19 protein-coding genes are annotated in these 26,384 nt (G+C 65.3%); 11 read left to right on the plus strand and 8 right to left on the minus strand.

Annotated elements, in window-relative coordinates; translation table 11 throughout:
• The first annotated feature begins 789 nt into the window (after window positions 1–789).
• The 3 genes from AADJ04_RS03365 (at window position 790) to priA (ending at window position 6,320) form a co-directional block, all read left to right on the plus strand.
• Window positions 790–2,370: an MFS transporter gene (locus AADJ04_RS03365; protein ID WP_341238744.1), complete on the plus strand. Its 1,581-nt coding sequence runs from the start codon at window positions 790–792 to the stop codon at window positions 2,368–2,370.
• An 87-nt stretch (window positions 2,371–2,457) separates the two neighbouring features.
• On the plus strand, window positions 2,458–3,573 hold the full coding sequence (hemE, locus tag AADJ04_RS03370) for a uroporphyrinogen decarboxylase (RefSeq protein ID WP_341238745.1): 1,116 nt from the start codon (window positions 2,458–2,460) through the stop codon (window positions 3,571–3,573).
• Window positions 3,574–4,193: 620 nt separating this feature from the next.
• Window positions 4,194–6,320, plus strand: a complete 2,127-nt coding sequence (priA, locus tag AADJ04_RS03375) for a primosomal protein N' (RefSeq protein WP_312783603.1) — start codon at window positions 4,194–4,196, stop codon at window positions 6,318–6,320.
• Between the two features lie 339 nt (window positions 6,321–6,659).
• On the opposite strand, the gene AADJ04_RS03380 is transcribed toward priA, so the two are convergent.
• On the minus strand, window positions 6,660–8,633 hold the full coding sequence (locus AADJ04_RS03380) for a gamma-glutamyltransferase family protein (protein WP_341238746.1): 1,974 nt from the start codon (window positions 8,631–8,633) through the stop codon (window positions 6,660–6,662).
• Window positions 8,634–9,009: 376 nt separating this feature from the next.
• On the opposite strand from AADJ04_RS03380, the gene AADJ04_RS03385 reads away from it, so the two are divergent.
• Window positions 9,010–9,798, plus strand: a complete 789-nt coding sequence (locus AADJ04_RS03385; protein WP_341238747.1) for a MetQ/NlpA family ABC transporter substrate-binding protein — start codon at window positions 9,010–9,012, stop codon at window positions 9,796–9,798.
• Window positions 9,799–10,018: 220 nt separating this feature from the next.
• Here the strand turns inward: AADJ04_RS03385 and AADJ04_RS03390 are convergent, their stop codons facing one another.
• Both AADJ04_RS03390 and AADJ04_RS03395 read right to left on the minus strand, forming a co-directional pair.
• Window positions 10,019–10,972, minus strand: a complete 954-nt coding sequence (locus AADJ04_RS03390) for an AEC family transporter (RefSeq protein ID WP_341238748.1) — start codon at window positions 10,970–10,972, stop codon at window positions 10,019–10,021.
• Window positions 10,973–11,109: 137 nt separating this feature from the next.
• On the minus strand, window positions 11,110–12,276 hold the full coding sequence (locus AADJ04_RS03395; protein WP_341238780.1) for an ABC transporter substrate-binding protein: 1,167 nt from the start codon (window positions 12,274–12,276) through the stop codon (window positions 11,110–11,112).
• A 371-nt stretch (window positions 12,277–12,647) separates the two neighbouring features.
• On the opposite strand from AADJ04_RS03395, the gene AADJ04_RS03400 reads away from it, so the two are divergent.
• The 4 genes from AADJ04_RS03400 to AADJ04_RS03415 all read left to right on the plus strand — a co-directional run bounded on the left by AADJ04_RS03400 (window position 12,648) and on the right by AADJ04_RS03415 (window position 17,098).
• A complete protein-coding gene (locus tag AADJ04_RS03400) occupies window positions 12,648–14,720 on the plus strand; it encodes a UvrD-helicase domain-containing protein (RefSeq protein ID WP_341238749.1) in 2,073 nt (690 codons plus the stop codon).
• Between the two features lie 174 nt (window positions 14,721–14,894).
• The gene (locus AADJ04_RS03405; RefSeq protein WP_341238750.1) at window positions 14,895–15,221 is read left to right on the plus strand and encodes a hypothetical protein; all 327 of its coding nucleotides are present in this window, start codon (window positions 14,895–14,897) and stop codon (window positions 15,219–15,221) included.
• 77 nt (window positions 15,222–15,298) lie between these two features.
• A complete protein-coding gene (locus AADJ04_RS03410; protein WP_341238781.1) occupies window positions 15,299–16,441 on the plus strand; it encodes a phospholipase A in 1,143 nt (380 codons plus the stop codon).
• 270 nt (window positions 16,442–16,711) lie between these two features.
• Window positions 16,712–17,098 (plus strand): hypothetical protein, encoded by a 387-nt coding sequence (locus AADJ04_RS03415; protein WP_044397796.1) that lies wholly within the window; start codon window positions 16,712–16,714, stop codon window positions 17,096–17,098.
• Between the two features lie 69 nt (window positions 17,099–17,167).
• Here the strand turns inward: AADJ04_RS03415 and AADJ04_RS03420 are convergent, their stop codons facing one another.
• Window positions 17,168–19,558: a cytochrome P450/oxidoreductase gene (locus tag AADJ04_RS03420; protein ID WP_341238751.1), complete on the minus strand. Its 2,391-nt coding sequence runs from the start codon at window positions 19,556–19,558 to the stop codon at window positions 17,168–17,170.
• Window positions 19,559–19,651: 93 nt separating this feature from the next.
• On the minus strand, window positions 19,652–20,464 hold the full coding sequence (locus AADJ04_RS03425; protein ID WP_338818664.1) for an IclR family transcriptional regulator: 813 nt from the start codon (window positions 20,462–20,464) through the stop codon (window positions 19,652–19,654).
• 85 nt (window positions 20,465–20,549) lie between these two features.
• On the opposite strand from AADJ04_RS03425, the gene AADJ04_RS03430 reads away from it, so the two are divergent.
• Window positions 20,550–21,527: a tripartite tricarboxylate transporter substrate binding protein gene (locus tag AADJ04_RS03430; protein ID WP_341238752.1), complete on the plus strand. Its 978-nt coding sequence runs from the start codon at window positions 20,550–20,552 to the stop codon at window positions 21,525–21,527.
• A gap of 74 nt (window positions 21,528–21,601) precedes the next feature.
• Here the strand turns inward: AADJ04_RS03430 and AADJ04_RS03435 are convergent, their stop codons facing one another.
• Window positions 21,602–22,072, minus strand: a complete 471-nt coding sequence (locus tag AADJ04_RS03435) for a universal stress protein (protein WP_341238753.1) — start codon at window positions 22,070–22,072, stop codon at window positions 21,602–21,604.
• Window positions 22,073–22,192: 120 nt separating this feature from the next.
• On the opposite strand from AADJ04_RS03435, the gene tgt reads away from it, so the two are divergent.
• Together tgt and AADJ04_RS03445 are read left to right on the plus strand one after the other, a co-directional pair.
• Entirely contained in the window at window positions 22,193–23,365 is a 1,173-nt protein-coding gene (tgt, locus tag AADJ04_RS03440; protein WP_341238754.1) for a tRNA guanosine(34) transglycosylase Tgt, read from the plus strand.
• Between the two features lie 103 nt (window positions 23,366–23,468).
• Window positions 23,469–24,404 (plus strand): TIGR01777 family oxidoreductase, encoded by a 936-nt coding sequence (locus tag AADJ04_RS03445; protein ID WP_341238755.1) that lies wholly within the window; start codon window positions 23,469–23,471, stop codon window positions 24,402–24,404.
• 310 nt (window positions 24,405–24,714) lie between these two features.
• On the opposite strand, the gene AADJ04_RS03450 is transcribed toward AADJ04_RS03445, so the two are convergent.
• Both AADJ04_RS03450 and AADJ04_RS03455 read right to left on the minus strand, forming a co-directional pair.
• A complete protein-coding gene (locus AADJ04_RS03450; RefSeq protein ID WP_341238756.1) occupies window positions 24,715–25,167 on the minus strand; it encodes a hypothetical protein in 453 nt (150 codons plus the stop codon).
• 144 nt (window positions 25,168–25,311) lie between these two features.
• A complete protein-coding gene (locus AADJ04_RS03455) occupies window positions 25,312–26,367 on the minus strand; it encodes a serine endopeptidase (RefSeq protein WP_341238757.1) in 1,056 nt (351 codons plus the stop codon).
• Between the last annotated feature and the right edge of the window lie 17 nt (window positions 26,368–26,384).

The raw sequence follows: 26,384 nt of genomic DNA on the forward strand, positions 1-26,384 counted from the left end.
CCACTGTGGCACTTTCGATGCCGTTTAGGGTGGGGGCGTCCATCCCATTGGTTCAAAGGCCCCGCGCGGGGCTGCGCGAACGCCACCTCAACCCTCAGGTTACGCACATTCAGCAAGGGGGATGCTCCGCTCCTGAAAAAGTGGTGGCGCGGGCCTGCACATTTCACAAAAACTCTGTAAGTCATTGATTTAATTACGATGTTTGGAAATGCTTTTTTGCTAGGCAAACCAATGAAAGCGCGTATCCACGCGGGTTTGGAGCGTACGCAGGGGTGATATCAACAAAGTTATCCACAGAAATTCTGAACTTCCCCCAAAACCTCTGATGAATCAACCACTTGCGTCGCTTTGTGCATATTTTTTTGAAAAAGACGGCGCAAATCCAGCACCCCCTCCGTCGCTCGACCCTTGACTTATGCACACATTTTTGTATGCAGAGTGTCAGACAAATAGCGTCACTGGCTAGCACATAAAAAGCACCATTTCCGCCTCAGATGATTGATTCATAACGTTTTTTTGATTTGCTGAATTGGTGGGCAATGTGTGCAAAGCCTTGTGGCATGCGGGTTTGGCGGGGGTACCGACAGGCTTTCAACAAAGTTATCCACAGAAACTCTGAATCGCTTTTTCCACTGCAGGGGGTGAAGCCTTGTGCCGTCACGCTAAGCACGCAGGGTTCGTGCAAGCTTGGTCGCACGGCGATATGCTGTCACGCTCGGTGGGCACGCCCTTCACCGTACTATCTGCCGCCGCCGCTGCCCCAGCGGTTTCCTGCCCCACTTTGCTGCCATGTCTTCTCCTACCTCCTTGTGGAGCCCCCTGCGCCAACCTGCCTTCCGGGGGCTTTGGCTGTGCGGGGGGGTGTTCTTTGTGGGCAATGGCATGCAGGCCATGGCAGCGGCCTGGCTGATGGTGGAGCTGACCGGTTCTTCATTCCTGGCAGCGCTGGTGCAGACGGCCGTTTTTCTTCCCATGTTTTTGCTGGCCCTGCCCGCCGGCGTGTTGGCCGACACCAATGACCGCCGACGCCTCATCTCCGGGGCGCTGATCGCCCAAACCGCCGCTTTTGCCCTGCTGACGCTGCTGGTGCTGCTGGGCTGGGGTGGCCCCGCCACGGTGCTGCTGCTGGTGTTTGTGGGCGGATGCTGCACGGCCATGCTGACGCCCGCGTGGAATTCCTCGGTGATCGACCCGGTGCCCCGCGATGAGTGGCCGCAGGCCATCACGGCCGTGAGCATTGCCTACAACGCGGCCCGCGCCGTGGGGCCCACGCTGGCCGGGCTGGTGTTTGCGCATTGGGGGGCGGGGTGGGTGTTTGCCATCTCGGTCTTGTCCACCCTGGTGATGTGGGAGTCCATTCGCCGCTGGCCCCCCAAGGCCCATCCACCGTCCCGCCTGCCGGCCGAGCGCTTGTGGGGCGGCATGCTCAGCGGCTTGCGGTTTGCCTGGCATTCCGACCTGATCCTGGCGCAACTGGTGCGGGTGATGGCCTTTGGCGCTGCGGGCTCGGCCCTGTGGGCGCTGCTGCCAGTGATTGCCCAGCGCCAGCTGGGCACGGGCGCACAGGGGTTCGGTCTGCTCATGGGCTGCCTGGGCACCGGGGCTGTGACTGCCGGGCTGGTGCTGGGCAAGGTGCGGGCCCGCTTCAGCCTGGACACCATCGTGCTGGTCAGCGGCCTCGTCTTTGCGGGGGCCATGGTGGTGGCGGCACTGACCAAAATCGCTCCCCTGGTGTACCTGGCCATGCTGCTGGGCGGCGCGGCGTGGATGTCTGCGATGTCCACCTTCAATACCGCCACACAAGCCAGCGCCCCGCCCTGGGTGCGTTCGCGTGCGGTGGCGCTGCACATGGTGGCAGCCCTGGGGGCTTTTGCGCTGGGCTCGGCCTTCTGGGGCGCGGTGTCTGACGTGGCCGGGCTGGCGCCCACCCTGTGCGCTGCCGCCGTCGCCATGGGCGTGGGCCTGCTGCTGGCACGCCCCATGCCGCTGCGCATGGGTGCGCTGCACGAAGTGACCCCCGCCACTCCCTGGGACGAGCTGTTCATTGAAGCCGAGCCCTTGCCCGAGGCGGGCCCGGTGGCAGTGGAAATTGGCTACCGCATCAAGCCCGGCACCGATGCCGCTTTTCTCGAATCCATCAGCCGCCTGAAGGCGCCGCGTCGGCGCGATGGCGCCACCTTCTGGCGGGTCTACAAAGATTTGGGGCAACCCTCGCGGTATGTTGAGCGCTTCATCGTCGAATCATGGGCCGACTACCTGCACCAGCGCGCCCGCGCCACGGTGGCCGACCAGACGCTGGAGACCGAGGTACGCGCCTTCCTGGGGCCGGGGCAGACCACAACCATGTCGCACTACATCGCTGAGCGGTAGGGCCAGGCCCCTCGGCATTTCCATTTTCTGCGCTGGCGCAAACGCGGCCATGCGGTGCCAGGCGCGCAGCCTGCGACAATCGGGGCCATGAGCTACGCCCCACTCACCAACGACACCTTCCTGCGCGCCTGCCGCCGCCAGTCCACCGACTACACCCCCCTGTGGCTCATGCGCCAAGCGGGCCGCTACCTGCCTGAATACAAGGCAACGCGCGCCCAGGCAGGCAGCTTCATGGGTTTGGCCACCAACGTGGATTACGCCACCGAGGTGACTTTGCAGCCCCTGGAGCGCTTCCCGCTCGACGCTGCCATCCTGTTCAGCGACATCCTCACCGTGCCCGACGCCATGGGCCTGGGCCTGTCGTTTGCCGAGGGCGAAGGCCCACGCTTTGCCAAGGTGGTGCGCGATGAAGCCGCCGTGGCCGAGCTGACCGTGCCCGACATGGACAAGCTGCGCTACGTGTTCGACGCCGTCACCAGCATCCGCAAGGCGCTCAACGGCCGCGTGCCGCTCATCGGCTTCTCGGGCAGCCCCTGGACGCTGGCCTGCTACATGGTCGAGGGCAAGGGCAGTGACGACTACCGCCTGGTCAAGAGCCTGATGTACTCCCGCCCCGACCTGATGCACCGCATCCTGGCCGTGAATGCCGACAGCGTGGCCGCGTACCTCAACGCGCAGATCGACGCGGGCGCGCAAGCCGTGATGATTTTCGACAGCTGGGGCGGCGTGCTGGCCGACGGCGCGTTCCAGGAATTCAGCCTGGCGTACACCAAGCGCGTGCTGGCCCAGCTCAAGCGCACGGGTGTGGACGGCACCGACGTGCCGCGCATCGTCTTCACCAAGGGCGGCGGCATCTGGCTCGACGACATGAAGGACATCGACTGCGAAGTGCTGGGCCTGGACTGGACGGCTAACCTGGGCAAGGCCCGCGCCATTGTGGGTGGCACGGCAGGTGGCCCCGGCAAAGCGCTGCAAGGCAACATCGACCCCAACGTGCTGTTCGCTCCGCCAGCGCAAATCGTGCAGCAGGTGCACAAGGTGCTGGATAGCTTTGGCAAGCCACACACCGACCGCACCACCACCGGCCCCACCCACATCTTCAACCTGGGCCACGGCATCAGCCAGTTCACCCCGCCAGAGCACGTTGCAGCCCTGGTGGAGGCGGTGCACAGCTACTCGCGTTCGCAGCGCCAGGCCGGCTGAACCACGCCGGTTGTGCACAGCGGCGGTGCAGGCATCAAAATTTCAAATCTGGCCCTCAGGCCGATTGAAATTCTTTTGCAGCGCCACCGCCGCTGCGCTAAGTGGTTGATTCATATAGCCACCTGCCCTGTGCCGATTTGGTGGGCAAAGTACTCCAGCCCAAGCATTTCAAGGGTTTGGAGCGGGTATACCGACGATATCAACAAAGTTATCCACAGATTTTCTGAATGACAGGCAAAGCATCAGAAAAATCAACAACTTAGCACCACATCTGCAACCAGTGGCGCAAGTTTTACCTTCGCAGCAAATCTGAAGGCCATCCACGCCGGGGGCTTGACGCCGCAGGCTGTTCCACTTATGCACAGTGCCGCAGCGGCACCGGCAACGCGGAGATGGCGTACGCCTACCACAGAAAAAATGCCAAAAATCGCTTCATCTGCTTGATTTAGAAGGATTTTTTTCCTCTGCCTATTTCCTGGGCAATCTGTTCAAAGCCAGCAGTGGCGCGGGTTTGGCGCGGGTCGCTACAGGCTTTCAACAAAGTTATCCACAGAATTTTGGGATTGCACCACGGCGGCGCGGCGACAATCACAGCCCCCGTTGCCTTTCACGCCAGAGCCTTGAGTGCTTCTTCCCCTTTCATCGCCCCGGTAGCCCTGCACACACCGTCGCACAGCGGCGTGGGTGATTTGCTGAGCTATGCCTGCGACCGGCCCCTGCCGCCCGGCACGCTGGTGCGCGTTCCCTTGGGAAACCGCGAGGTGCTGGGCGTGGTGTGGGACAGCGATGCCGCCACCGGCGAGCTGCCCGACGGCGCCACCCTGCGCGCCATCGGCGGCGTGCTGGAAGGCGTGGCGCCGCTGGATTTGCCCTGGCGCCGCCTGGTGGCCTTCACGGCGCGCTATTACCAGCGGGCCTTGGGCGAGGTGGCACTGGCCGCCTTGCCGCCCCAGCTGCGCGACCTGAAACCCGAGCAGCTCGCACGGCGCCTGCGCCGCCCTGCCCTGGCCGCAGATGATTCTGGCAACGCTATTGAAAACATAGCACTTACCGCTGAACAGGAAAGCGCCAGAGCCCAAATTGCCTCAAACCCAGGCCCCTTTCTGCTGTTTGGCAGCACCGGCAGCGGCAAAACCGAGGTGTACCTGCGCTGCGTGCAAGAGATGCTGGAAGCCGACCCCACCGCGCAAGCGCTGGTGATGGTGCCTGAAATCAACCTCACGCCCCAGTTGGAAGAGCGCTTCGTCAGCCGCTTTGCGCCGCGCTTTGGTGCAGGCGCGGTGGTGTCGCTGCACAGCGGCATGACCAACCCGCAGCGCCTCAAAAGCTGGCTGGCCGCGCACAGCGGCACCGCGCGCATCGTGCTGGGCACGCGCATGGCGGTGTTTGCCAGCCTGCCGGGCTTGAAGCTCATCGTGGTCGATGAAGAGCACGACCCCAGCTACAAGCAGCAGGAAGGCGCCCGCTACTCCGCCCGCGACCTGGCCATCTGGCGCGGGCGCGAGCAGGGTGCCAAGGTGCTGCTGGGCTCCGCCACGCCATCGCTGGAAAGCTGGCACGCCAGCCGCCCCCCCACACCCGAAGACCCCGAAGGCGGCCGCTACCTGCGGCTGCACATGCCCAGCCGCATTGGCGCGGGCGCCCTGGCCCGCGTGCGGCGCGTGGACATGAACCAGCAGCCCCGGCGCGCCGTGTTCAGCGCGCCGTTGCTGCAAGCCATCACCGAACGCGTGGCGCGGGGCGAGCAGAGCATGGTGCTGCTCAACCGCCGGGGCTACGCGCCCGTGCTGCATTGCGTGGACTGCGGCTGGAAAAGCGACTGCCCGCACTGCAGCGCGCACCAGGTCTTCCACAAGACGGACCGCACCCTGCGCTGCCACCACTGCGGCTTCACCGTGCGCGTGCCCCACCACTGCCCCACCTGCGGCAGCCCTGACATCCACGCCATGGGCCGGGGCACCGAGCAGCTCGAAGAACAACTGGCCGCCCTGCTGCGCAACGTGCAGCGCCCCGATGGCAATGCCGCCCGTGTGGCGCGCATTGACGCCGACACCACCAAGGCCAAAGGCGCGCTCGAAGCCCAACTGGCCCAGGTGCACGCGGGCGAGGTGGATGTGCTGGTGGGCACGCAAATGATTGCCAAGGGCCACGACTTCCGCCGCATCACCCTCGTGGCCGCGGTGCAGCCCGATGGGGCGCTGTTCAGCAGTGACTTCCGCGCGCCCGAGCGGCTATTCGCCCTGCTGATGCAGGCCGCAGGCCGCGCCGGGCGCGACGCCGCTTACATGGCGGCCCAAGGCACACCGTGCGAAATGTGGGTGCAAACCTTTCACCCCCAGCACGCGGTGTACGAAGCGCTGCGCAGGCACGACTACGAAGCCTTTGCCGCGCAGCAACTGAAAGAACGCGAAGAAGCAGCCATGCCCCCGTTTGCCTACCAGGCCTTGGTGCGCGCCGATGCCCGCACGCAGGAGGCCGCACAGGGCTTTTTGCAGGCTGCCACCGCCGCCGCCCACGCGGCTGCACTGCCGGGACTGGAGGCCGTGACGCTGTTCCCCCCCGTGCCGCTCACCATCCAGCGCGTGGCCAATGTGGAACGCGCCCAAATGCTCATGGAAAGCCCCAGCCGCGCGGCGCTGCAACGCTTTCTGGCCGCGTGGCAGCCCATCCTGCAAACCACCCGCCACAACCGCGAGCACAAGGGCTTGATACGCTGGCTGGTGGATGTGGACCCGCTGACGATTTGAGGGGCGATGCGGGTGCTTCTTGGCAAGGGCTGCCAGCCTTGCGCAAGACACCCTCAAAAAGCGCGCTTGCGCCCACCTAATAAGCGCAAGCAGCTATAAATTCAATAGCAAATGCAGCCAAAGCCGTATGCAAACCACACCGGCGCGCGCCGCACTGTGCCAGCAGCTGAGTGAGCACCACAAGCCTCCGGCGACAGCGCCACAACTGCGCAAGCGTTTGCCCGCGCCTGGCACGGCACATGCCAAAGGAAAACGGCGCACTGCTCGCACAGTGCGCCGTTTAGCACAAGGGCTGCCTTCAGTCAGCGCCAGTGCGCCAACGATGGCCCTGTGCTGCCATCAGAGGGCGCCATCGCCCAACACAATCCCCTCACGGCGAGGATCCACGCCGCCTTCCAGTTTGGTCTGGCCATTGCGGTTGACGCGCATGATGGTGGACACACCGCTGGACTGCGCGCCGTTGTTCACCGTGTGACCCTTGGCTTTGAGACCGTCGATCAGGCCAGTGAGGTCCAGAGAGGTGTTGGCACCGTCCACGTTGGTGGTGGGGCTGTTGGTGGCGCCGAAGTTCACCAGCGAGGTGGCCTGCTGTGCATCGAGCCCCCAGTCCAGCGCGCCCACCACAGTCTTGAGCACGTACTGGATGATGGTGCCGCCGCCGGGCGAGCCGGTGGCCATCACAAAGTCGCCAGGGCCGGTGCCCTTGAAGACCAGGGTCGGGGCCATGGTGCTGCGGGGGCGCTTGCCAGGGGCCACGCGGTTGGCCACGGGCACGCCAGCAGCGTCGGTGGGTTGCGCCGAGAAGTCGGTGAGCTGGTTGGTGAGCAGGAAGCCACCCACCATGTGGTACGAGCCCATGCTGGATTCGACGGTGGAGGTCATCGACACCACGTTGCCGTAGGCATCGACGATGGAGAAGTGGGTGGTGCCCTTCTCCACGGTCTTGTCCACGCCTAACGGCACGTTGCCCAAATTACCCGCAGTGGCCGTGCCCATGGAATTGCCATTGGGGTTGATGAGCGATGCGCGTTGCTTGAGGTAGGCCTTGTCGATCATCGACGACACGCCGTTGCCGGGCAGCGGGATGAAGTCGGTGTCGGCCACGTACTTGTCGCGGTCGGCATAGGCCAGACGCTGGGCTTCGGACACCAAATGCACGCCCATCACGCTGGGCACGCCGCCCTCGTTGCTGGGGTTGGTGGGGCCGTATTGGGAGAGGTCGAAGTTCTCCAGAATGCCCAGCGATTGCGCGATGGCGATGCCGCCCGAAGACGGTGGCGACATGGTGCAGATGTAGTAGCTGCTGCGGTAGGTGGTGCACACCGGCTCGCGCTTTTTGGCCTGGTAGTTCTTGAGGTCGGTCACCGTCATCAGGCTGGGGGTGATGGGCGTCTTGGCTGCATCGTCGCCCACCGATTGGGTGGCCTTGGCCACGATGGCTTCGGCCAGGGGGCCGGAGTACATGGCGTCGGCCCCGCCGGTGGCCAGGGTGCGCAGCGACTGGGCGTAAGGCAGGTTGGTGGTCACGGTGCCCGTGGTCTTGGGTGTGCCGTCGGCGTTGAAGTAGGCGGCCACAGCGTTGGCATCAAGCTGCAGGTTGGCGGCGTTGGTGCGGATGGCATCGCCCATGCGGCCGGGGATCTTGTAGCCCGATGACGCCAGGCGAATGCCTTCGTCAAACAATGGCGCCCAGGCCAGCTTGCCGTGTTCCTTGTGGGCCATGTCCAGCATGCGCATCACGCCCGGCACACCAATGGAGCGGCCGCTGCGCCGTGCGCTGGGCACGGGGGCGGGAGACGAGGCATTGCCTTGGTCCTGCCGCGCCAGGTAGTAGCCGGTGGCGGCGGCGGGTGCGGTTTCGCGGCCGTCATAGGCCACCACCTTCTTGTTGGCGGCGTCGTAATACATCATGAAGGCGCTGCCAGCGATGGTGCTGGACTGCGGCTCGACCAGGCCCAGCACGGCCTGCACGGCCACGGCAGCATCCACCGCCGTACCACCGGCCTTGAGCACATCGCACCCGGCCTTGGTGGCCAGCGGGGTGTTGGCCACCACCATGTAGTTGCTGGACTGCTTGGCCTTGTAGCCCAGGCGGTAGCCCGAAGCGGCTTCGGGCGCAGCAGGGTCGCCCGGCAGGCCGGAACCCACCACCACCGCAGAGCCGGAGCCCGAGACGACCGAACAGCTTTGCGCGTTGTTGTCCACCGCCAGATCGGAATCTGAGCCATTGCCGCAACCGTACAGCGACAAGGCCACGGCCACGGGCGGCCTGCACTGACGCAGCAAGTTGTGTGCCGCATCACCTCCCCCCATTGCCGCGCGGCTGGTAAAGCACACGGGCTGGCGGCGCGGCCATCATTGCACTGGCTTCACAACGTTGCCAGGCCGCTGGCGAATAACCCACGAATGGCGTCCAGCGCTCAGCGCTGCCAAAGCGCGAGCCAGCCTGTGCTGCACGGAGCCAACAACTCTTCTGCGCCCTGCGCATCCACCGTACGAACCCATCTGCCTGCAGGTTTCGCAGGGCAAGGCAACGCCGATAGACATGTTCCCCATACCGATATGAGAACAAAGTGTTGGACTGATTTTTTGCGCTACCTAGACTCCACCTTTCACCACCGGCGCCGGGGTGCACAAGGCATCCACGGTGGTGTTGAACCTTTGTTACTGCCCAAGAAAGTCATTCGTCATGTTGAAGAAAACAATCTCCGCGATTGCCCTGGCCACCCTGGCCCTGGGCGCACAGGCCGCTGATGTGGTGCTCAAAGTCGCAGCGTCTGCCGTGCCACACGCCGAGATCCTGAACTTTGTGAAACCCCAGCTCAAGGCGCAGGGCGTGGATTTGCAGGTGCGCGAATTCAGCGACTACATCCAGCCCAATGCCGCAGTGGAAGACAAGCAGCTGGATGCCAACTTCTTCCAGCACCAGCCCTACCTCGACAGCTACAACCGGGATCGCAAGAGCAGCATCGTGGGCGTTGCAGACGGCACGGTGCATGTGGAGCCCTTCGGCGCCTACTCGCGCAAGATCAAGGCAGCCAGCGAACTCAAAGACGGCGCCACCATCGCCATTCCCAACGACCCAGCCAACACTGGCCGTGCGCTGTTGCTGCTGCAAAAGCAGGGGCTGATCGAACTCAAAGACCCGAAGAACATCACGGCAACGCCGGTAGACATCGTGAAGAACCCCAAAAATCTCAAGTTCCGCGAACTGGAAGCCGCCTTGCTGCCGCGAGCGCTGGACGATGTGGACCTGGCCCTCATCAACACCAACTATGCGATCGAAGCCAAGCTCAACCCCACCAAAGACTCGCTGTTCCTGGAGTCCGGCAGCTCGCACTACGCCAACTTCATCGCAGCCCGCAAAGATCGCGCCAACGACCCCAGCATCCTGAGGCTGGTGAAAGCCTTGCGCACACCGGAAGTGAAGAAGTTCATTCAGGACAAGTACAAGGGCGCCATCATTCCGGCGTTCTGATGCCCCCAATGGCCTGCCGGAGCTTGCGCTGACGAAGAATGGCGCAAGCACTTTGCAGATGCGCACGCAGCACGTGCGGTGCGCTCTGCAGACCCACTGGATTTAGAAGAATTAAGACTCCACCGCTCATGGATAAAGCGCTGGCAGCTATCAAAAGTGAAGCACACAGCGCAACTACCGGTGCTTAAAAACACCCGGTTCGACTGCGCAGTGCCGGAGCTCAGGTCAGGAGTGCCACCGCAGCCGAGAAGCTCACAAACGCCAGGGCGGTGGACACCAAAATGATGCGGGCGATGCGCCCGTTGTGCGCGCCGAATTTTTCGGCCAGCAGCGACACATTGCTGGCACTGGGCAGCGCAGCCAGTAGCACCAGCACCGTGAGGGCAAACGGCGCCAGCGGCACGCCCAGGGCGATGGCGGCTGTGCCCACACACCACACCAGCAGCGGGTGCACCAACAGTTTGGCCAAGGCCACGGGCACGTAGTCGCGCGCAAGCACCTGTTCGTGCTGGTTCATCTGCGAGCGGGCCAGCACGGCGCCGATGGTGAACAGCGCCACGGGCGATGCGGCGTCGGCCAGCATGGCGATGGTCTTGTCCACCGGCCCCGGCAGCTGGAGCTGCAAAGCCGAGGCCACCGCGCCCAGCGCAATCGACCACGGCATGGGGTTGGTGGCAATGCCCTTGAGCGCGTTGCGCACGGCCGCGCCCGCGCCCTGCGCACCGGCACCATCGAGCCGCGACAGCGCAATGCACACCGAGCTGGTGAAGACCATATCGATCAGCACAATGAAGATGGCAGGCCCCGCGCTTTGCGCCCCCAACAAGGCCACCAGCAGCGGCACGCCCATGAAGCCGGTGTTGGGAAAAGCCGCGACCAGGGCGCCGAAGGCAGCGTCGTTCCAGCCGATGCGGGCATTGCGCGTGAGCGCTACCGTGCCCGCCACCATGACCAGGGCGCACAGCAGATAGACGCCCGCCACCGCCGGGTCCAGCAGCTTGCCGATGGGCGTGCTGGCGCCAAAGCGGTACAGCATGCAGGGCAGCGCAAAGTACAGCACGAAGGCATTGAGCCCCGGGATGGCCGGCTGGGGCAGCACGCCGCGCCGCGCGGCCAGGTAGCCGCACAGCACGAGCGCGAAGAACGGAAAAGTGATGGTGAGGACGGAAAGCACGGCGCTATTGTGGGTGCTGCGCCCCGCGGCCAGGCATAGCGCGCAGCGGGTTGGTCAGCGCAAAGTCAGGCGGCAGCCATCACCCGCCGAGAATGCGCGGAGCGGGCGGCAGTGGCTGGCCGTTTTTGGAGTCGCTCCTACTGCTTGCGCTGCACGATGAGGTTGCGCTTGGCATCCTCAGGGTAGGCGAAGGTGACGGCGCCGTTTTTCACCATGCCCACGATGAGCATGTTGCGGGTGATGGCGTCTTTGTCGGTGGCGCTGAAGGGGCGGTCGTAGGTGGTGACCACGCCGTAGTACGGCTTCATTTTGCCTTCCAGCGATTCCTTGATGGCCGGGCCTGTCAGGTTGCCGTCGCGGATGCCCAGAAAGGAATACATCAGCAGGTAGGTGGCGTCGTAGGCGTTGGCCGCCGCCATGGGCACGGCCGGCTTGCGCTGGTATTTGCGGGTGTAGCCCGACAGGAAGGACGCGCGGCGCTCGTTGCTGGGCTCGGCAATGAAGGTCTGCACGGTCAGCGCGCCCTCGGCGGCATCCTTGGCGCCTTCGAGGAAGAAGGGGAACGACAGCGTCCACGGGCCCACCTGCGTCACCTTCCAGCCCATGGCCTTCTTGCCGTTGGCGATGACGGCGTTCTCGGGGCCCACGGTGTAGCTGTAGATGACGTTGGCACCGGCATTGCGCGCGGCGGTGAGCTCGGCAGTCAGGTCTTTCACACCCAGCGGAAAGCGCGACACGTGCACCGGCTTGAGGTTCTTGGCCGCCAGGGCGTCCACCACGTCCTTGTAGCCGCCTTCGCCATAGCCGGTGGTGTCCGCAAAAATGGCCACCTTGTCCCAGCCGCGCTTGATGATTTCGTCCACCATCAGCGGTGCCTGCAGCGCATCGCGGCCCTGCACACGGAAGATGTAGCTTTCAGGCGCGGGGTAGGTGCTGGTCACGGCGGTGCCGGTGGAGCACGGCACGATCAGCGGCGTTTTGCTTTGCTGGAACAAGTCCAGCGCCTTCAAGGCCACGCCGGTGTTGCAAAAGCCCAGCACGGCGCTGACTTTTTCGGACAGCAGCTCCTGCGTCACCTGGCGCCCCCTGGCCGGGTCGGCCATATCGTCCTTCACCACCAGTTCCATGGGCCGACCCATGTAGCCGCCCACGGCGTTGATCTCGTCCACCGCCAGCTTAATGCCGTTGAGCATGGGAACGCCAAAGTCGGCCGAAGGGCCGGTGAATGGCCCGACCACACCCACGCGCACAGGCCCCTGGGTGCTCTGTGCCTGGGCCAGCCAGGGGGTGGCCAGCGCCACCACAGCCAGGGCCAACGCCGCGCGCCGCAAGCCGGGGCTGCGAGGGGAACCAGCCGAAGAAGCTGGGGAAGATGAAATCAGGGCAGGGAAGCGGGATGCGTGCAAGGTGTGGCTCTCTGTAGTCTTGGAATGCCGGGGGCAGGCAGGCAGTGTCTTGCGCCAACACCATAAACCCAAGAGGGATTTCCCGGAACATCTGGTGACAGTTGTTGACACGCCGCCACCAACCGCTGGGCCAGCCCGCCGCCCCCAGCCGGCGCTCGCCCCGGAAGGCACCGCAGGCGGGGCTTGTCACAGCCCGCGGGGTATCATTCGCGCCCCCTGCACGCTGCAGTGCCGCCCTCTCCCCCACGCCTTTTCTTCCGTCTATTCCCATGTCTGCCGGTCTCAATCTTGCCCAGCTTCAGGCTGTTCATTACACCGATGGCGCCTGCCTGGTGCTGGCCGGCGCGGGCTCGGGCAAGACGCGGGTAATCACGATGAAGATCGCCCACATGATCGAGAAGGGCATGGACCCCAAGCGCATTGCGGCCATCACCTTCACGAACAAGGCAGCGTCTGAAATGCGCGAGCGCGCCGGGCACCTGATTGGCAAGCGCGCCAAGGATGTGCTGATCTGCACCTTCCACGCCCTGGGCGTGCGCATGGTGCGCGAGGACGGCCATGTGCTGGGCCTCAAGCCCCAGTTCAGCATCCTCGACGCTGATGACGTGACGGGCATCCTGAAGGAAGCCTCGGGCGGCACCACCGACATGGCCACCGCACGCCAGTGGCAATGGGTGATCAGCAAGTGGAAGAACATGGGCCTGACCTCTGAGCAGGCGCTGGCCCAGGCGGCGGACGACAACGAGCGCATCATCGCCACGCTGATGGCCCGGTATGAAGAGCGCCTGGCGGCCTACCAGAGCGTGGATTTCGACGACCTGATCGGCATGCCGCTGCGCCTGCTGCGCGACTTCCCCGAAGTGCGCGCCAAATGGCAGGCTGCACTGGGCCATGTGCTGGTGGACGAATACCAGGACACCAACGCCACGCAGTACGAGCTACTCAAGCTGCTGGTGGGCGAAAAGGGGCACTTCACCGCCGTGGGCGACGATGACCAGTCCATCTACGGCTGGCGCGGTGCCACGCTGGACAACCTCAGGAAACTGCCGGTGGACTACCCCCACCTCAAGGTCATCAAGCTGGAGCAGAACTACCGCTCCACCAGCGCCATCCTGCGCGCGGCCAACAACGTGATCGGGCCCAACCCCAAGCTGTTCCCCAAAACCCTGTTCAGCGAACTGGGCGAAGGCGAACCCGTGCGCGTGGTCGATGCCGACAACGAAGAGCACGAGGCCGAGCGCGCCGTGGCCCGCATCCAGAGCCTGCGCGCGGCCAGCAACCCGCCGCCGGACTGGAAGAGCTTCGCCATCTTGTACCGCGCCAACCACCAGGCCAAGCCGTTTGAGAAGGCACTGCGCAAGGCCAACATTCCGTACAAGGTCTCAGGCGGCACCAGTTTTTTTGACCGCGCCGAAATCAAGGACCTGTGCGCCTGGTTTCGCCTGTGGATCAACAACGACGACGACCCGGCGTTTTTGCGCGCCATCACCACACCCAAGCGCGGCATCGGCCACACCACACTGGCAGCGCTGGGCGCGTTTGCCACGCAGCACAAGCAGAGCATGTTCGGTGCGCTGTTCAACGGCATGCTGCCCGCCGCCATTCCGAAACGCGCGATGGATGGTCTGCATGAGTTTGGCCGCTACATCAACTACCTGGAGTACAGCGCCCGCCGCGTGCACGGGGCAGAAGAAGCTCGCACCTTCCTGAACGAATGGCTCAAGGAAATCGGCTACGAACAACACCTGTACGACAACGAAGACAGCGAGAAGGTGGCCGCCGCCCGCTGGAGCAACGTGATGGAGTTCTGCGACTGGATGGCCCAGCGCGCGGGCGGGCAGATTGACGACACCGCAGGCGCCGTGGTGGCCAAGGAGACCAAGAGCCTGCTGGAGGTGTCGCAGACCATTGCGCTGCTCTCCACCATCAGCGAGCGCGAGCAGGAGCAGGACATGGTCGTGCTCTCGACCCTGCACGCCAGCAAGGGGCTGGAGTGGCCCCATGTGGTGCTGGTGGGCGTGACCGAGGGCATGCTGCCGTTCAAGCTCGACGACGACGAAGGCCGCCAGCAGAAGGTGACCGACGACGTGCTGCAGCGCCTACAGGAAGAGCGCCGCCTGATGTATGTGGGCATCACCCGCGCCCAGCGCACACTGGCCGTGAGCTGGACCAAGCGCCGCAAGAAGGGCCGCGAAATGGTGGCCGCGCAGCCCAGCCGCTTCATCGCCGAAATGGGCCTGGACAAGACCACCGCCCGCGAAGACCCGCGCGAAAAGCTCAAGGCCCTGCGCGCCGAATTTGCCGCCAAGAAAGCCTTGGCCGATAGCACCCCGCAGCGCTGAACGGCGCAGCCCACCACGGCACACACCCTTATGGCACGCTCGCACACCCATCTCCCCCGCCCTGCCGCAGCCCTGCTGCCCGCTTTGTTTTTGATAGCTATCAGCGCTTATCCTACAAGCGCCAGCAGCCAAAATGACCCAAAATCCAGCGCAGCCTGCCCTGCCGCAGTGGACATGAGCCACCTCCACCTGCAAGGGCACTGGCGCGCCGAGCTGCAAGCCACCGCCGCCACGCTGCAGCTGGGCCCCCACCCCGAGCTGGCCCACAGCGTGCGCGGCACCGTGCAGCGCGCTAGCACCACGGCACAGGTCAGCGGCGATGTGGATGACGGCGACCTGACTCTGGAAGAATCGATCAACGGCACCAACATCAGCGCCACCTGGACAGGCCGGGTGGTGGATGGCAGTTGCGGCAAGGAAATACGCGGATCATGGACTCAAAGCACCTCTCCCGACACACCCCAGCCCTTCGTCCTGCGCAAGCAGGCCAGCTGGCAATGAGCGCCGTCCGCCCCGCGCGGCCCCGGAGCATATGCTGGCCCGCTGCCCTGGCACTGCTGCTGGCCCCCGCAGCGGCCATGGCGCAAGCCGCGCCCGGCGGTGCAGCCACGTCCGCAACCGGCAACCAGGATGCAGCCTGGCGCCGTTGCGCCGCCTTGTCGGGCGACAACGCAGCCCGCCTGGCCTGCTTTGACGCCTGGGCCGGTCAGCAAGCCTGGCAAGCGCCCGCAGCTTCGGCCGTGGCAGGTGCAACGCCCGGCAGCGCCACCGAGCCAGCGGCAGATGCCAACACCCCCGCCAAGCCGGTAGACACCACACTGCCCGCCACCCGCATCATTGACGTGGCGCGCACCGAAGGTTGCCGCGACCCGCAGTACAGCGACCTCTCGCGCTTCTGGGAGCTGGAATCGGGCAGCGACTGCGGCACGTTCAGCTTCCGGGGCTACCGACCCATCACCGTGTCGGTGGTGGCGTCAGACTCGGTCAACCGCCAGCCCACGTCGCCCGCCGCTGGCCACTCGGCCACGGAAAGCACGCCCTACCGCACCACCGAAAACCGCATCCAGCTGTCGGTGCGCACCAAGCTGGCCCAGGGCCTGCTCACGCAGGGGCATCCCACGCTCAAGGATTCGGTGTGGTTTGGCTATTCGCAGCAGTCGTACTGGCAGCTGTTCACGCCCCAGATCTCGCGCCCCTTCCGGTCCACCGACCACGAGCCCGAAATCATGTACGTCTACCCCACCACCGCCCAGCTGCCCTTTGGCTGGCGCTGGCGCTACAGCGGCGTGGGCCTGGTGCACCAGTCCAACGGCCAGAGCAACCCGCTGTCGCGCAGCTGGAACCGGGTGTACCTGATGGCCGGCATGGAGCTGGACAACCGCTGGACCGTGACCGGCCGGCTGTGGAAGCGCCTGTCTGAAAGCACCGACAGCGACGACAACCCCGGCATCAGCGACTACGTGGGCCGGGGTGAACTTGCCGTGCGCTGGAACGTGAACAAGGACAACACCCTGGGCGCCACCTTCCGCAGCTCGCTGGCCAGCAGCGACCGCGGCTCTGTGCGGCTGGAATGGATGCAGGCGCTGGGCAGCGGCCTGTGGGGCGGCAAGAGCAACCTGCGCCTGCACACCGCGCTGTTCAGCGGCTACGGCGACAGCATGATCGACTACAACCGCAAGCGCACCGTGTTCAGCCTGGGCGTCAGCCTGGTGGACTTCTGAGCACCTGAACAGGTTTTCACGCCCGGGCCCGGTTCAGCGCAGGGATACCGGGCCCGCTGAAACTTGAGGCGCGTCAGAGGCCTCGCAAATTGTTACAACCTTACCCTCAAGTTTCACAAAATGCCGCCGGGGCGCCGCCACAATGGCGCGCGCACCCCAGCCGGCAAACCTGCGTGCCACGCGCCCGATAAGCGCGGCTTTTTGGCCGTTTTACCCCCGATTGCCTGGTGCACATGCCCTCGAAAATGCCGACAAAAGAGGAAACAGCCCATGGACATGCAATACCAACTCAAGGCAGGCAGCTACTACCTGTACGACATGCGTGAAGCGCCCAGCGCCGTCACGGGTGAGCGCAGGTTCAAGCTCAAAACCGACACCGTTGCGATTGCCTTTGATGTTCACACCGGCAAAGTGCACCAGCACGGCAGCCCCACCCGCATCCAGTCGTGGGCCAACAACACCCGCCGCCGCCTGCGCGCTGCGGGTGCCCAGCAGGAAGCCAATGACATCGTGGTGGTGTCCGGCCCGCTGCCCGTGGATGAACTCAACAAGTGCCTGTGGGTGAGCGGCTACGTGCGCCGCATGTTCTCGCGCCTGGCCACGCTGCCCCATGGCAAGCTGCAGCGGCCTGCAGAACCGTTTCGCAAGGCGGCCTGACTACGAGGCCACACTCACCATCAAGAACGGGAGCCAGACGGCTCCCTTTTTTGTGCCCGGTGCAGGCGTTCACAGCGCCAGCACCACCTTCTGCCCCGCCGCGCGCGAGCAGCAAGCCAGCAGACGGGTGTTGGCGGCGCGCTCGGCCTTGGTGAGCACCTTGTCGCGGTGGTCCACCTCGCCGGACACCACGGCCACCTCGCAGGTGCCGCACAGGCCTTCGCCGCAGTCGCAGGGCACATCCACCCCCGCAGCCTGCAGTGCCTGCAGCAACGTGCGATCGGGCGGCACCGTCACTTCCAGGCCAGAGTCTTTCAGCACGGCGACAAAAGCGTGCTCCTTGTCGGGCTGCAGGCCCGAGCCTTCGCCGCTGAAGTGCTCGTAGTGCAGCACCTGTTCGGGCCACTCGGCGCCCAGGGCTTCCAGCTCGTCGATCAAGCGGTTGGGGCCGCAGGCGTACACCCGGTGATTGGCCTGCACGCCCGCCACCACGGTAGGCAGGTGCATGCGCCCGCCCTCGTCCTTCAAATGCAGGATGAGGGCCGGGCCATGGTCCTGCAACGCGCGCGGCAGCAGGGCCATCTGGGCGCGGCTGCGGCCTGCGTAGTGCAGCACATACGGCTTGCCCAGGCGCTGCAGCCGGTCGGCCATGGCCAGCATGGGGGTGATGCCGATGCCTGCGGCAATCAGCACATAGTGGTCCGCCGTTTCATCCAGCCGGAACAGGTTCTTGGGGCCTGCCAGTTGCACGGTGTCGCCGGGCTGCAACTGGTCGCAGAAGTGGCGCGAGCCCCCACGCCCCTCGGCCTCGCGCTGGATGACGACCTGCAGGTGCTGGCGGTCATCCGCCTCGCCGCACAGCGAGTATTTGCGGCGAAAGCCCCCGGCCACCACATCCACATGCGCGCCGGCAGACCATGCGGGCAGCGCGGCACCCTGCGGGTCGGCAAACACCAGGCGGAAGGCGCTGTCGCCCTCGGGCTGCTTGTCTTTGAGCACTACGGTGCGGGTGATCGAATCCTTGGCGGGCGGGCCGATATAGAACGGCGCCTGCTCGGGCGCATGCTCAGGCGCGGAATAGGCTTGCAAACGCTCGGGGTTACGGGCCGGGTCCCACTCCACCCACAGTTGGGCCGGGCCGCGGAACGAGGTGTTGGAGAGGTATTCCAGCGGCTGCCCCTCCACCAGGCGCATGTGCGGCAGGCGGCGCACAAACTCCTCCAGAAACACGCGCATCTGCAACCGGCCAATGTTCTTGCCCATGCACTGGTGGGCGCCGTAGCCAAAGGTCAGGTGCTCCACCGCCGCTTCGCGGTACACATCGACCTCGTCGGGGTTTTCAAAATGGCGCGGGTCGAAGTTGGCCGAGGCCTGCACCAGCAGCAGCTTGCTGCCCTTGGGGATGGGCACGCCGCCCACCACGGCATCGGCCGTGGCCTGGCGCCTCCACGCGATGATGGAGCCAGCCACGCGCAAGCATTCTTCCACCGCGTTGGGAATGAGCGCCGGGTTGGCGCAGATGTCTTCCCACGCCTTGCGGTGCGACAGCAGCGTGAGGAACGCATTGGCCGTGGCGTTGGAGGTGGTTTCGTGCGCCGCCGCCAGGATGGCCATCATCATCGAGCGCAGGTACGACTCGGGCACCACGTCGGGGTGCAACAGGTGCTGGCGAATGGTTTCGTACATCCAGCCCTCGCCATCGGGCTGGGCGCGCATGGTGTCCAGAATCTGCTGCGCGGTCTGCCAGAAGCGCCCCACGTTCTCGGCAATCTCCAATTGCTCCTGCGGCGTGGGCCGGCCCCAGGTGTTGAGCGTGTGTGCCACGGCAAACTGCCGCAACTGCTCGGCCCCCTCGTCGGGCACACCCAAAAACTTCAGGGCGATGTTCAGCGGAATCTCGTAGAACATCTCCGCCACCAGGTCGGCACGGCCCTGGTTCACGAAGCGGTCCATGTACTGCCGCGCCAGGTTGCGCACCATGGGCTCCAGGGTGATGAGGCGCTCGGGCAGGAAGGCGTCCATCAGCAGGCGGCGGCGCTCCATGTGGTCAGGCTCGTCCTCGTTGACCATGGTGCGGTTCATCGCAAAGCCGTAGCGCTGCAGGATGGACATCACCTCTGGCGTGGCCGGGGTGATTTTTTCGAGCGCGATGGAGGGCGAGAACAGCAGGTTGTCGCGGAACACGGCCTTCACGTCTTCGTAGCGCGTGACCACCCAATAGCCCAGCTGCGGGCTGAAAAACACAGGCTCTTGCTCGCGCGCCCAGCGCAGGTACTCGGCAGGCGCCTGCATGTAGGCAGGCTCGAAGGGGTTGAACGCCGCCGCGTTGGCACTGACCGGGCAGCCCCCAGGCGTGGTGGCCTGGGCAAAACTGCGGTGGTCCACGGGGCAGCGCCCCATGGCGGGGGCAGAGGCGGTGACCGAAGGGGTGGCGTTGGTGGCTGTGTTCTGGGCAGTCATGGAGCGAATGGTATTAATCGAAATCAATTTACGCAATGCGTAATTTCCCTTCGATAACCACCCATCCAATCCACCAGCGCGGAGTTCAACCGCTCAGGCAGGCGGTGCGTACCCCATGGCGGCACTGATGGCGGCCGCTTCTTCCACCACCCGGGGGCAGATGCTTCCGCCAGGGCGGGCGTCAAAGCCGTTGCTGGCACCCAGCGCCGTGAGCACCGCGCTCACATGGCCCCGGGCATCGAACACCGGGGCCGCCACCGCGCTGATGCCTGCCAGCAGCGTGTCGCGCACGATGGCGCAGCCCTGGCCAAGCACCTGCTGGCGCAGCCCCTGCACCGGGTCGCTGCCGCCTACCAGTGAGCGTTGCTCGGGCGTGGCTGCCTCGTACTCGGCCCGGGCCGTGGCCTGCAAGGTTTCATCGTCTGAAAAGGCCAGGAACGCCTGCCCCGATGCAGACCACAGCAGGGGCAGCACCGAGCCGGGGCGGATGTTGACGGTGACCGGCAGCGAGGGCTCTTCCATGCGCATCACTGTGGGGCCCATGTTGCCCATGACAGCGATGAAACAGGTCACCCGCAGCGATTCCCGCAGGCGCAGCAAGGCGCTTTCGCCCATGCGCACCGGGTCGCACTGGCGCAGGGCTGCCAGGCCAATGCGCACCGCCTCAGGCCCCAGGTGGTAGTGCTGCGTGGCGGGGTGCTGCGCCACCAGCCCCTCGGATGTGAGGCTGGACAGGTAGCGGTGCACCTTGGCGGCGTTTTCGCCCGCTTCGGCCGCAATGGCGGTGAGGCTGGCCGCGCCCCCCAGCCGCGCCAGCGCTTTCAGGATGGTCATGCCGGTTTCGGCCGACTGCACGCGTTGGCGGCGCTTGCCGCCGTCTAACGGGAAGGGGGAGGAGTTTTCCATGATCCAGATCACAGGGTTATCACGACTGAATGATTACGCATTGCGTAATATCATTGCAAACAATAAATCAATTCAAGGAGCCAACATGCTGAACCGCCGCTGCGCCACCGGCCTGATCACTGCCATCGCCCTGCTGGGGGGAACCGTGGCCGCCCACGCCCAGAGCTACCCTGCCAAGCCCATCCGCTGGGTGGTGCCCTACCCTGCGGGCGGTGGCTCGGACTTTTTGGCGCGCACCATCGGCCAGCAACTGTCGCAGCAGATCAGCCAGCCCGTGACGGTGGACAACAAGCCCGGCGGCAACACCGCCATTGCGGCGTCAGAAGTGGCCCGCTCGGCGGCAGACGGCTACACGATCTTATCGGCCGACAACGGCACCATGGTGTTCAACACCGCGCTGTACTCCAAACTCACTTACAACCCCGAAAAAGACCTGACCCCCGTCACGCTGATGGGGCGCTTTCCCATGATCCTGGTGGTAGGCCCGAACTCGGATGTGAAGGACGCCAAGGACTTCGTGGCCAAGGCCAAGGCCGCCCCCGGCAAGATCAGCTACGGCTCGGCCGGTGCGGGCAGCCCGCACCACCTGGCCATGGAACTGCTCAAGGTGCAAGGCGGTCTGCACATGGTGCACATCCCCTACCGCGGCGCGGCCCCGGCACTCACCGACCTGGCCGGCGGGCAAGTAGCTGCCATGATGGTGGACCTGGCTGCGGGCGCGGGCTTCATCAAGGGCGGCAAGGTGCGCCCGCTCGCAGTGGCCAACCCCACCCGCCTGCCCCAGTTGCCTGACGTGCCCACGTTCGCTGAACTGGGCTTCAAGGGCGTGGAAGCCTCGGCCCAGGTGGGCATTGTTGCCCCTGCCAACACGCCAGCCGACACCGTGGCTGCCCTGCAAAAGCAGGTGGCCACGGCCATCCAGCAGCCCGCCATCCGCCAAAAGCTGATTGATTTTGGCATCGAGCCCGTGGGCAGCACGCCCCAGCAATATGCCGAGCTGATCCGCACCGAAGTGCAGCGCTGGCACCAACTGATTCGCGAGCAGAAGATATCGCTGGATTGAAAGGGGCAAACGCCCCCACCATGCAAAAAGGCCGCAACGCGGCCTTTTTTCTTTGGCAGTGCGCTGACTTGCAATCAGTCATCGCCCTCCACGTCACCGTCCACCAACGCATCCTGCAGATGCTTGACGATGGTGACCGGCACCGCACAGGCACGCGCCACCTCTTGCGACACCGAGCCCAGCAGCGCACTGCTGAGCGCCCCATGGCCCTTGGCGCCGATGACCACCATGTCTGCGCCATTGCGCTCGGCCATGTCCACCAGCGTGTGGGCGGGGTCGCCCAGGCCAATGTCGGTTTCATAGGCCACACCAGCCGCCTCCAGCAAGGCCCGGGCGGGCGCCAGCAGGTGTTCGCCAGCCTCCACGCTGGCTGCAGCGATCAGGTCGGGGTCCCGGCTGGTCACCAGCTCGTACAGCGACGCAGGCTCTTGCACATGGGCCAGCACCACCGTGGCCTGCAGCCCCTGCTGCAGCCATTGCAGCGTGTGCCGCACACCGTCGAGCGACAACTCCGAACCATCCACGGCCACCAGAATCTTGAGCATGTTGTTCTCCTTGCGGGTTACTGACCAGACCAGTGTAGTCACCCCTGCTGGCTGCACCTGCACCTTGCGCAAAGGTCCTCCAAAAAACAGGCCGGGGCGGTGTCTGGGACAATCCCGCCCATGCTTCAGTTCGACCTTCTCAAAACCGACCCCTCCAGCCACGCACGGCGCGGCAAGCTCACGCTCAACCACGGCGTGGTGCAGACCCCCATCTTCATGCCCGTGGGCACCTATGGCACCGTCAAGGGCGTCATGCCCCAAAGCCTGCACGACATGGGCGCGCAGATCATTTTGGGCAACACCTTCCACCTGTGGATGCGCCCCGGCCTGGACGTGATGCAGAGCTTTGGCGGGCTGCACGGCTTTGAGAAGTGGGACAAGCCCATCCTCACCGACTCGGGCGGCTTTCAGGTGTGGAGCCTGGGCGCCATGCGCAAGATCACCGAAGAAGGCGTGCACTTTGCCAGCCCGGTCAACGGCGACAAGCTCTTCATGTCGCCCGAGGTGAGCATGCAGATCCAGACCACGCTCAACTCCGACATCGTGATGCAGCTCGACGAGTGCACCCCGTACGAAACCAAGGGCCACCTCACCACCGAGGCCGAGGCGCGCAAGAGCATGGAGATGAGCCTGCGCTGGGCCAAGCGGTCCAAGGACGAATTTGAACGCCTGGGCAATCCCAATGCCCTCTTCGGCATCGTGCAAGGCGGCATGTACAAGAACCTGCGCCAGGAATCGCTCGAACGCCTGGTCGAGATGGACTTCCCCGGCTACGCCGTGGGCGGCGTGAGCGTGGGTGAGCCCAAGGACGAGATGCTGGACATCATGGCCCACACCCCCCACCGCCTGCCTGCCCACAAGCCGCGCTACCTGATGGGCGTGGGCACGCCCGAGGACCTGGTGCAGGGCGTGGCCGAAGGTGTGGACATGTTCGACTGCGTGATGCCCACCCGCAACGCACGCAACGGCACCATCTTCACCCGCTACGGCGACCTGAAGATCCGCAACGCCCGCCACAAGGCCGACCACCAGCCGCTCGATACCAGCTGCACCTGCCACGCCTGCGCGGGCAAGGACGGCGTGGCGTGGGACCAGGGCGGGCGCGGCGGTTTCTCGCGTGCCTACCTGCACCACCTGGACCGTTGCGGCGAAATGCTGGGCCCCATGCTCACCACCATCCACAACCTGCACTACTACCTGAACCTAATGCGCGAAGTGCGCGAGGCGCTGGACGCGGGCACCTTCAGCCAGTTCCGCGCACAGTTCAAGGCCGACCGGGCCCGGGGCGTGTAAGCCCGGCCCCGGAACACGGGGCCCCCAATCCCCCTGGGCAGCAATGCCCAGCCCCCGAAACCATAATGCGGCTGCTGGAGTTCACCCACTGGAGCACGCCGCTGTGACTGTTTCGCCTTCTCCCGTTTCGACCGTTCCTCCCGCCATGCATGTGCTGGTCACAGGCGGCACCGGCTTCATCGGCACGGCGCTGGTCCAGCAGCTGCTGGCAGCGGGCCACAGCGTCACGGTGCTCAGCCGCAAGCCCGCCAGCGCCCAGGCCTTGTTCCAAGGCCGCGTTCAGGCCGTGCGCAGTGCCAACGACCTGCCTTCCGACGCACACTTTGACGCCATCGTGAACCTGGCAGGCGCCCCCGTGGTGGGCCCGCCGTGGACGGCGGGGCGGCGGCAAGTGCTGCTGGACAGCCGTGTGGGCGTCACCGAATCCTTGCTGGCCTGGCTGCAACGCGCCACGCACCGCCCCGCGGTGTGGGTGCAGGCATCGGCCATCGGTTTTTATGGCGTGCGCCCCCCGCACGAAGTGCTGACCGAAACCAGTGCCGCAGGTGGCGGCTTCATGTCCGAACTCTGCGTGCGCTGGGAAGCGGCTGCAGCCAAGGCCCAGGCGCTGGGCGTGCGCCAGGTGGTTCTGCGCCTGGGCGTGGTGCTGGGCCCCGGCGGCGCACTGCCGCCCCTGCTGCTGCCAATTCGACTGGGCCTGGGCGGGCGCATGGGCAGCGGCCAGCAGGTGATGAGCTGGATCCACCGCGACGATGTGCTGGCGCTCATCCACGCAGCGCTGCGCGACCCGCAGATGCACGGCATCTACAACGCCACCGCCCCCGAGACCATTGCACAGGCCACCTTTGTGGCCACCGCTGGCAAGCTGCTGCACCGCCCCGTGTGGCTGCCGGTGCCCGCCACGCCGCTGCGCTGGGCCATGGGCGAAATGGCCCAGTTGTTTGTGGACGGGCAAAACGTGGTGCCTGCGCGGCTGCAGCAGCAGGGCTTTGCCTTCAAGTACCCCGCGCTGGAACAGGCGCTGCGCGATCTGGTGTAGCACATGGGCCCTGGCTTGCTACATTAAACATAGCTTCCGGCGCTTACCCTGCCTGCCCTAGAGGCCATTTTGATCCAAACAGCCCACGCTGGCTGCGCGCTGCGTTCATGCGGCCTTGCATTCAGCCAGATCACAGGGCGGGCAGCCGCAGACCAGGCGAACCGACGACGCAACACGGCTAAGAGCGGCTAACAAAACTCTTCTGGCGTCGTTGCCGCGTCTTGTCGTACTACGCGTACTGCCTGCGAAGCGGCGCCTAGCCAGAACCGCTTCGCTGAGTTTTGTTAGCCGCTCTAAAGGCACACCCGTATCAGAGGGCCCCGAGCACCTGGGCCTGCAGCACGCGGCACTGGCTCGCGGGCGCAGGCAGTTCGGCACTGCGGTGGCTGGCGCCATCGCGCAGCACCACGCGCAGATAGCAGGGCCGGCCGGGCTTGCCCCAGCCCACCAGCACGGTCTGCACCTGGTCTCGCGGCACGCGCACCGGCAGTTGCCACGAGCCAGCGTAGCGCAGCTCCAGCCCTGCCCCATTCACCTGCAATTGCACGAACCGGCCCCAGGTGCTGACATACACCGTGCCCACGGCCAGGCACAGGGCCAGCGCGTACCCCACAGCCACCCAGCGCAAGCGCAGCGGCGTGGCCAAATGGCGGCCCCCTGCGTAGGCTGCGATGGCCATGGCCGACACGGCGATCAGCATGGCGGTCAAGCCCGTGCCGAAGCCTTCCTGCACCTGCGCCGCCGTGGCAAATTCCATGTTCATGGCGAAGGCTCCCGCCGCACACCGCGCAAAGGATTCAACCCATCACTATATTTTTCATAGCTGGCAGCGCTTATCCCCCTTGGGCTTACAGCGCTTTTGACCCTCAAACCATCCGTGATTCGCACGGTGTACGCCGTCACCTCGTCAGGCCTCGCTGGCCAGGCGCAGCTTGGCGCTGGTGCCACAGGCGTGGCAAAAGTGGGCGAAGGCGCTCTTGCGGGTGGTGCACTGGCCGCACCGGTCAAACAGACCGATGCCGCAGTGGGGGCAGAAGTCGATGGTTTCGTTCTTCAAGTCCACCGGGCGTTCGCAGCCGGGGCACACGTTCTTGGCCAGGCGGGCCAGGGCCACGTCGTAGCTGAGTTCTTCGCGGCGCCGGGCGTCGGGCATGGCTTCGGCCAGTTTCTGGCGCTCCAGGTAGCGGTTGAGCGCCAGGATGGCATAGCGCCCCACCAGCACCGTGATGCCAATGCCCACCACATAGCGCACATAGCCGCCGTAGCTGGGCAGGTAGGGCACCAACTCCACGAAGAAGGCAAACAGCGCAAAGAAGATGAAGCCCCACACAAACGGCCAGTAGGTGCTTTGGCGCTTTTTGGCAAACAGCCAGCCTGCAGCCACCAGCAGTGGCAGGGTGAGCGCCAGGCGGTACAGGAACACGCGCAGCTCCAGCTTGCGGCGCTCTTGCTGCAGGCGCGTGTAGCCGTCGGCCTCCAAATCGCTCAGCTGCCTTTGAGTGGCAGCTGCCGTCTGGCGGGCGTCCAGCGCGGCCTGCTGCTGGGCCTCCACGGCGCGCAGGGCCTGGCGTTCGGCCTGTTTGAGCAGGTCGAGCTTGCGCGTGCGCTCCAGCACCTCGGGGTCGTGGTCGGCACGCTCGGTCACGCGGCGGGTGGCCAGCCAGTTGTTGAAGGTTTCGCGCTCGGCCTGGTTGTCGCTGATGGCCTTGCGGTGCTGCAGTTGTGCCTGCTCCAGCGCAGTCTGCGCGTCCTGCTCGGCGTCGCGCTGGGCTCGGATGGTGTCGCGCAGCGCGCGGGCCTGGGCCTTGTCCAGAAAATCATCGACCTGCAGCGGGCGTTCCACCTTGGGCAGATCGCCCACGATGGTGCCGCCCAGGCCAATCAAAAAGCTGGCGAACACCACCGCCACCAGCCACAGACCACGCCGAAACCACTTCTCTGACAAACGCAAGGCTTTGCTCATGGTTGCTTCTCCCGTTG

Source organism: uncultured Acidovorax sp., assembly GCF_964021665.1.
Taxonomy (GTDB): Bacteria; Pseudomonadota; Gammaproteobacteria; order Burkholderiales; family Burkholderiaceae_C; genus Acidovorax; species Acidovorax temperans.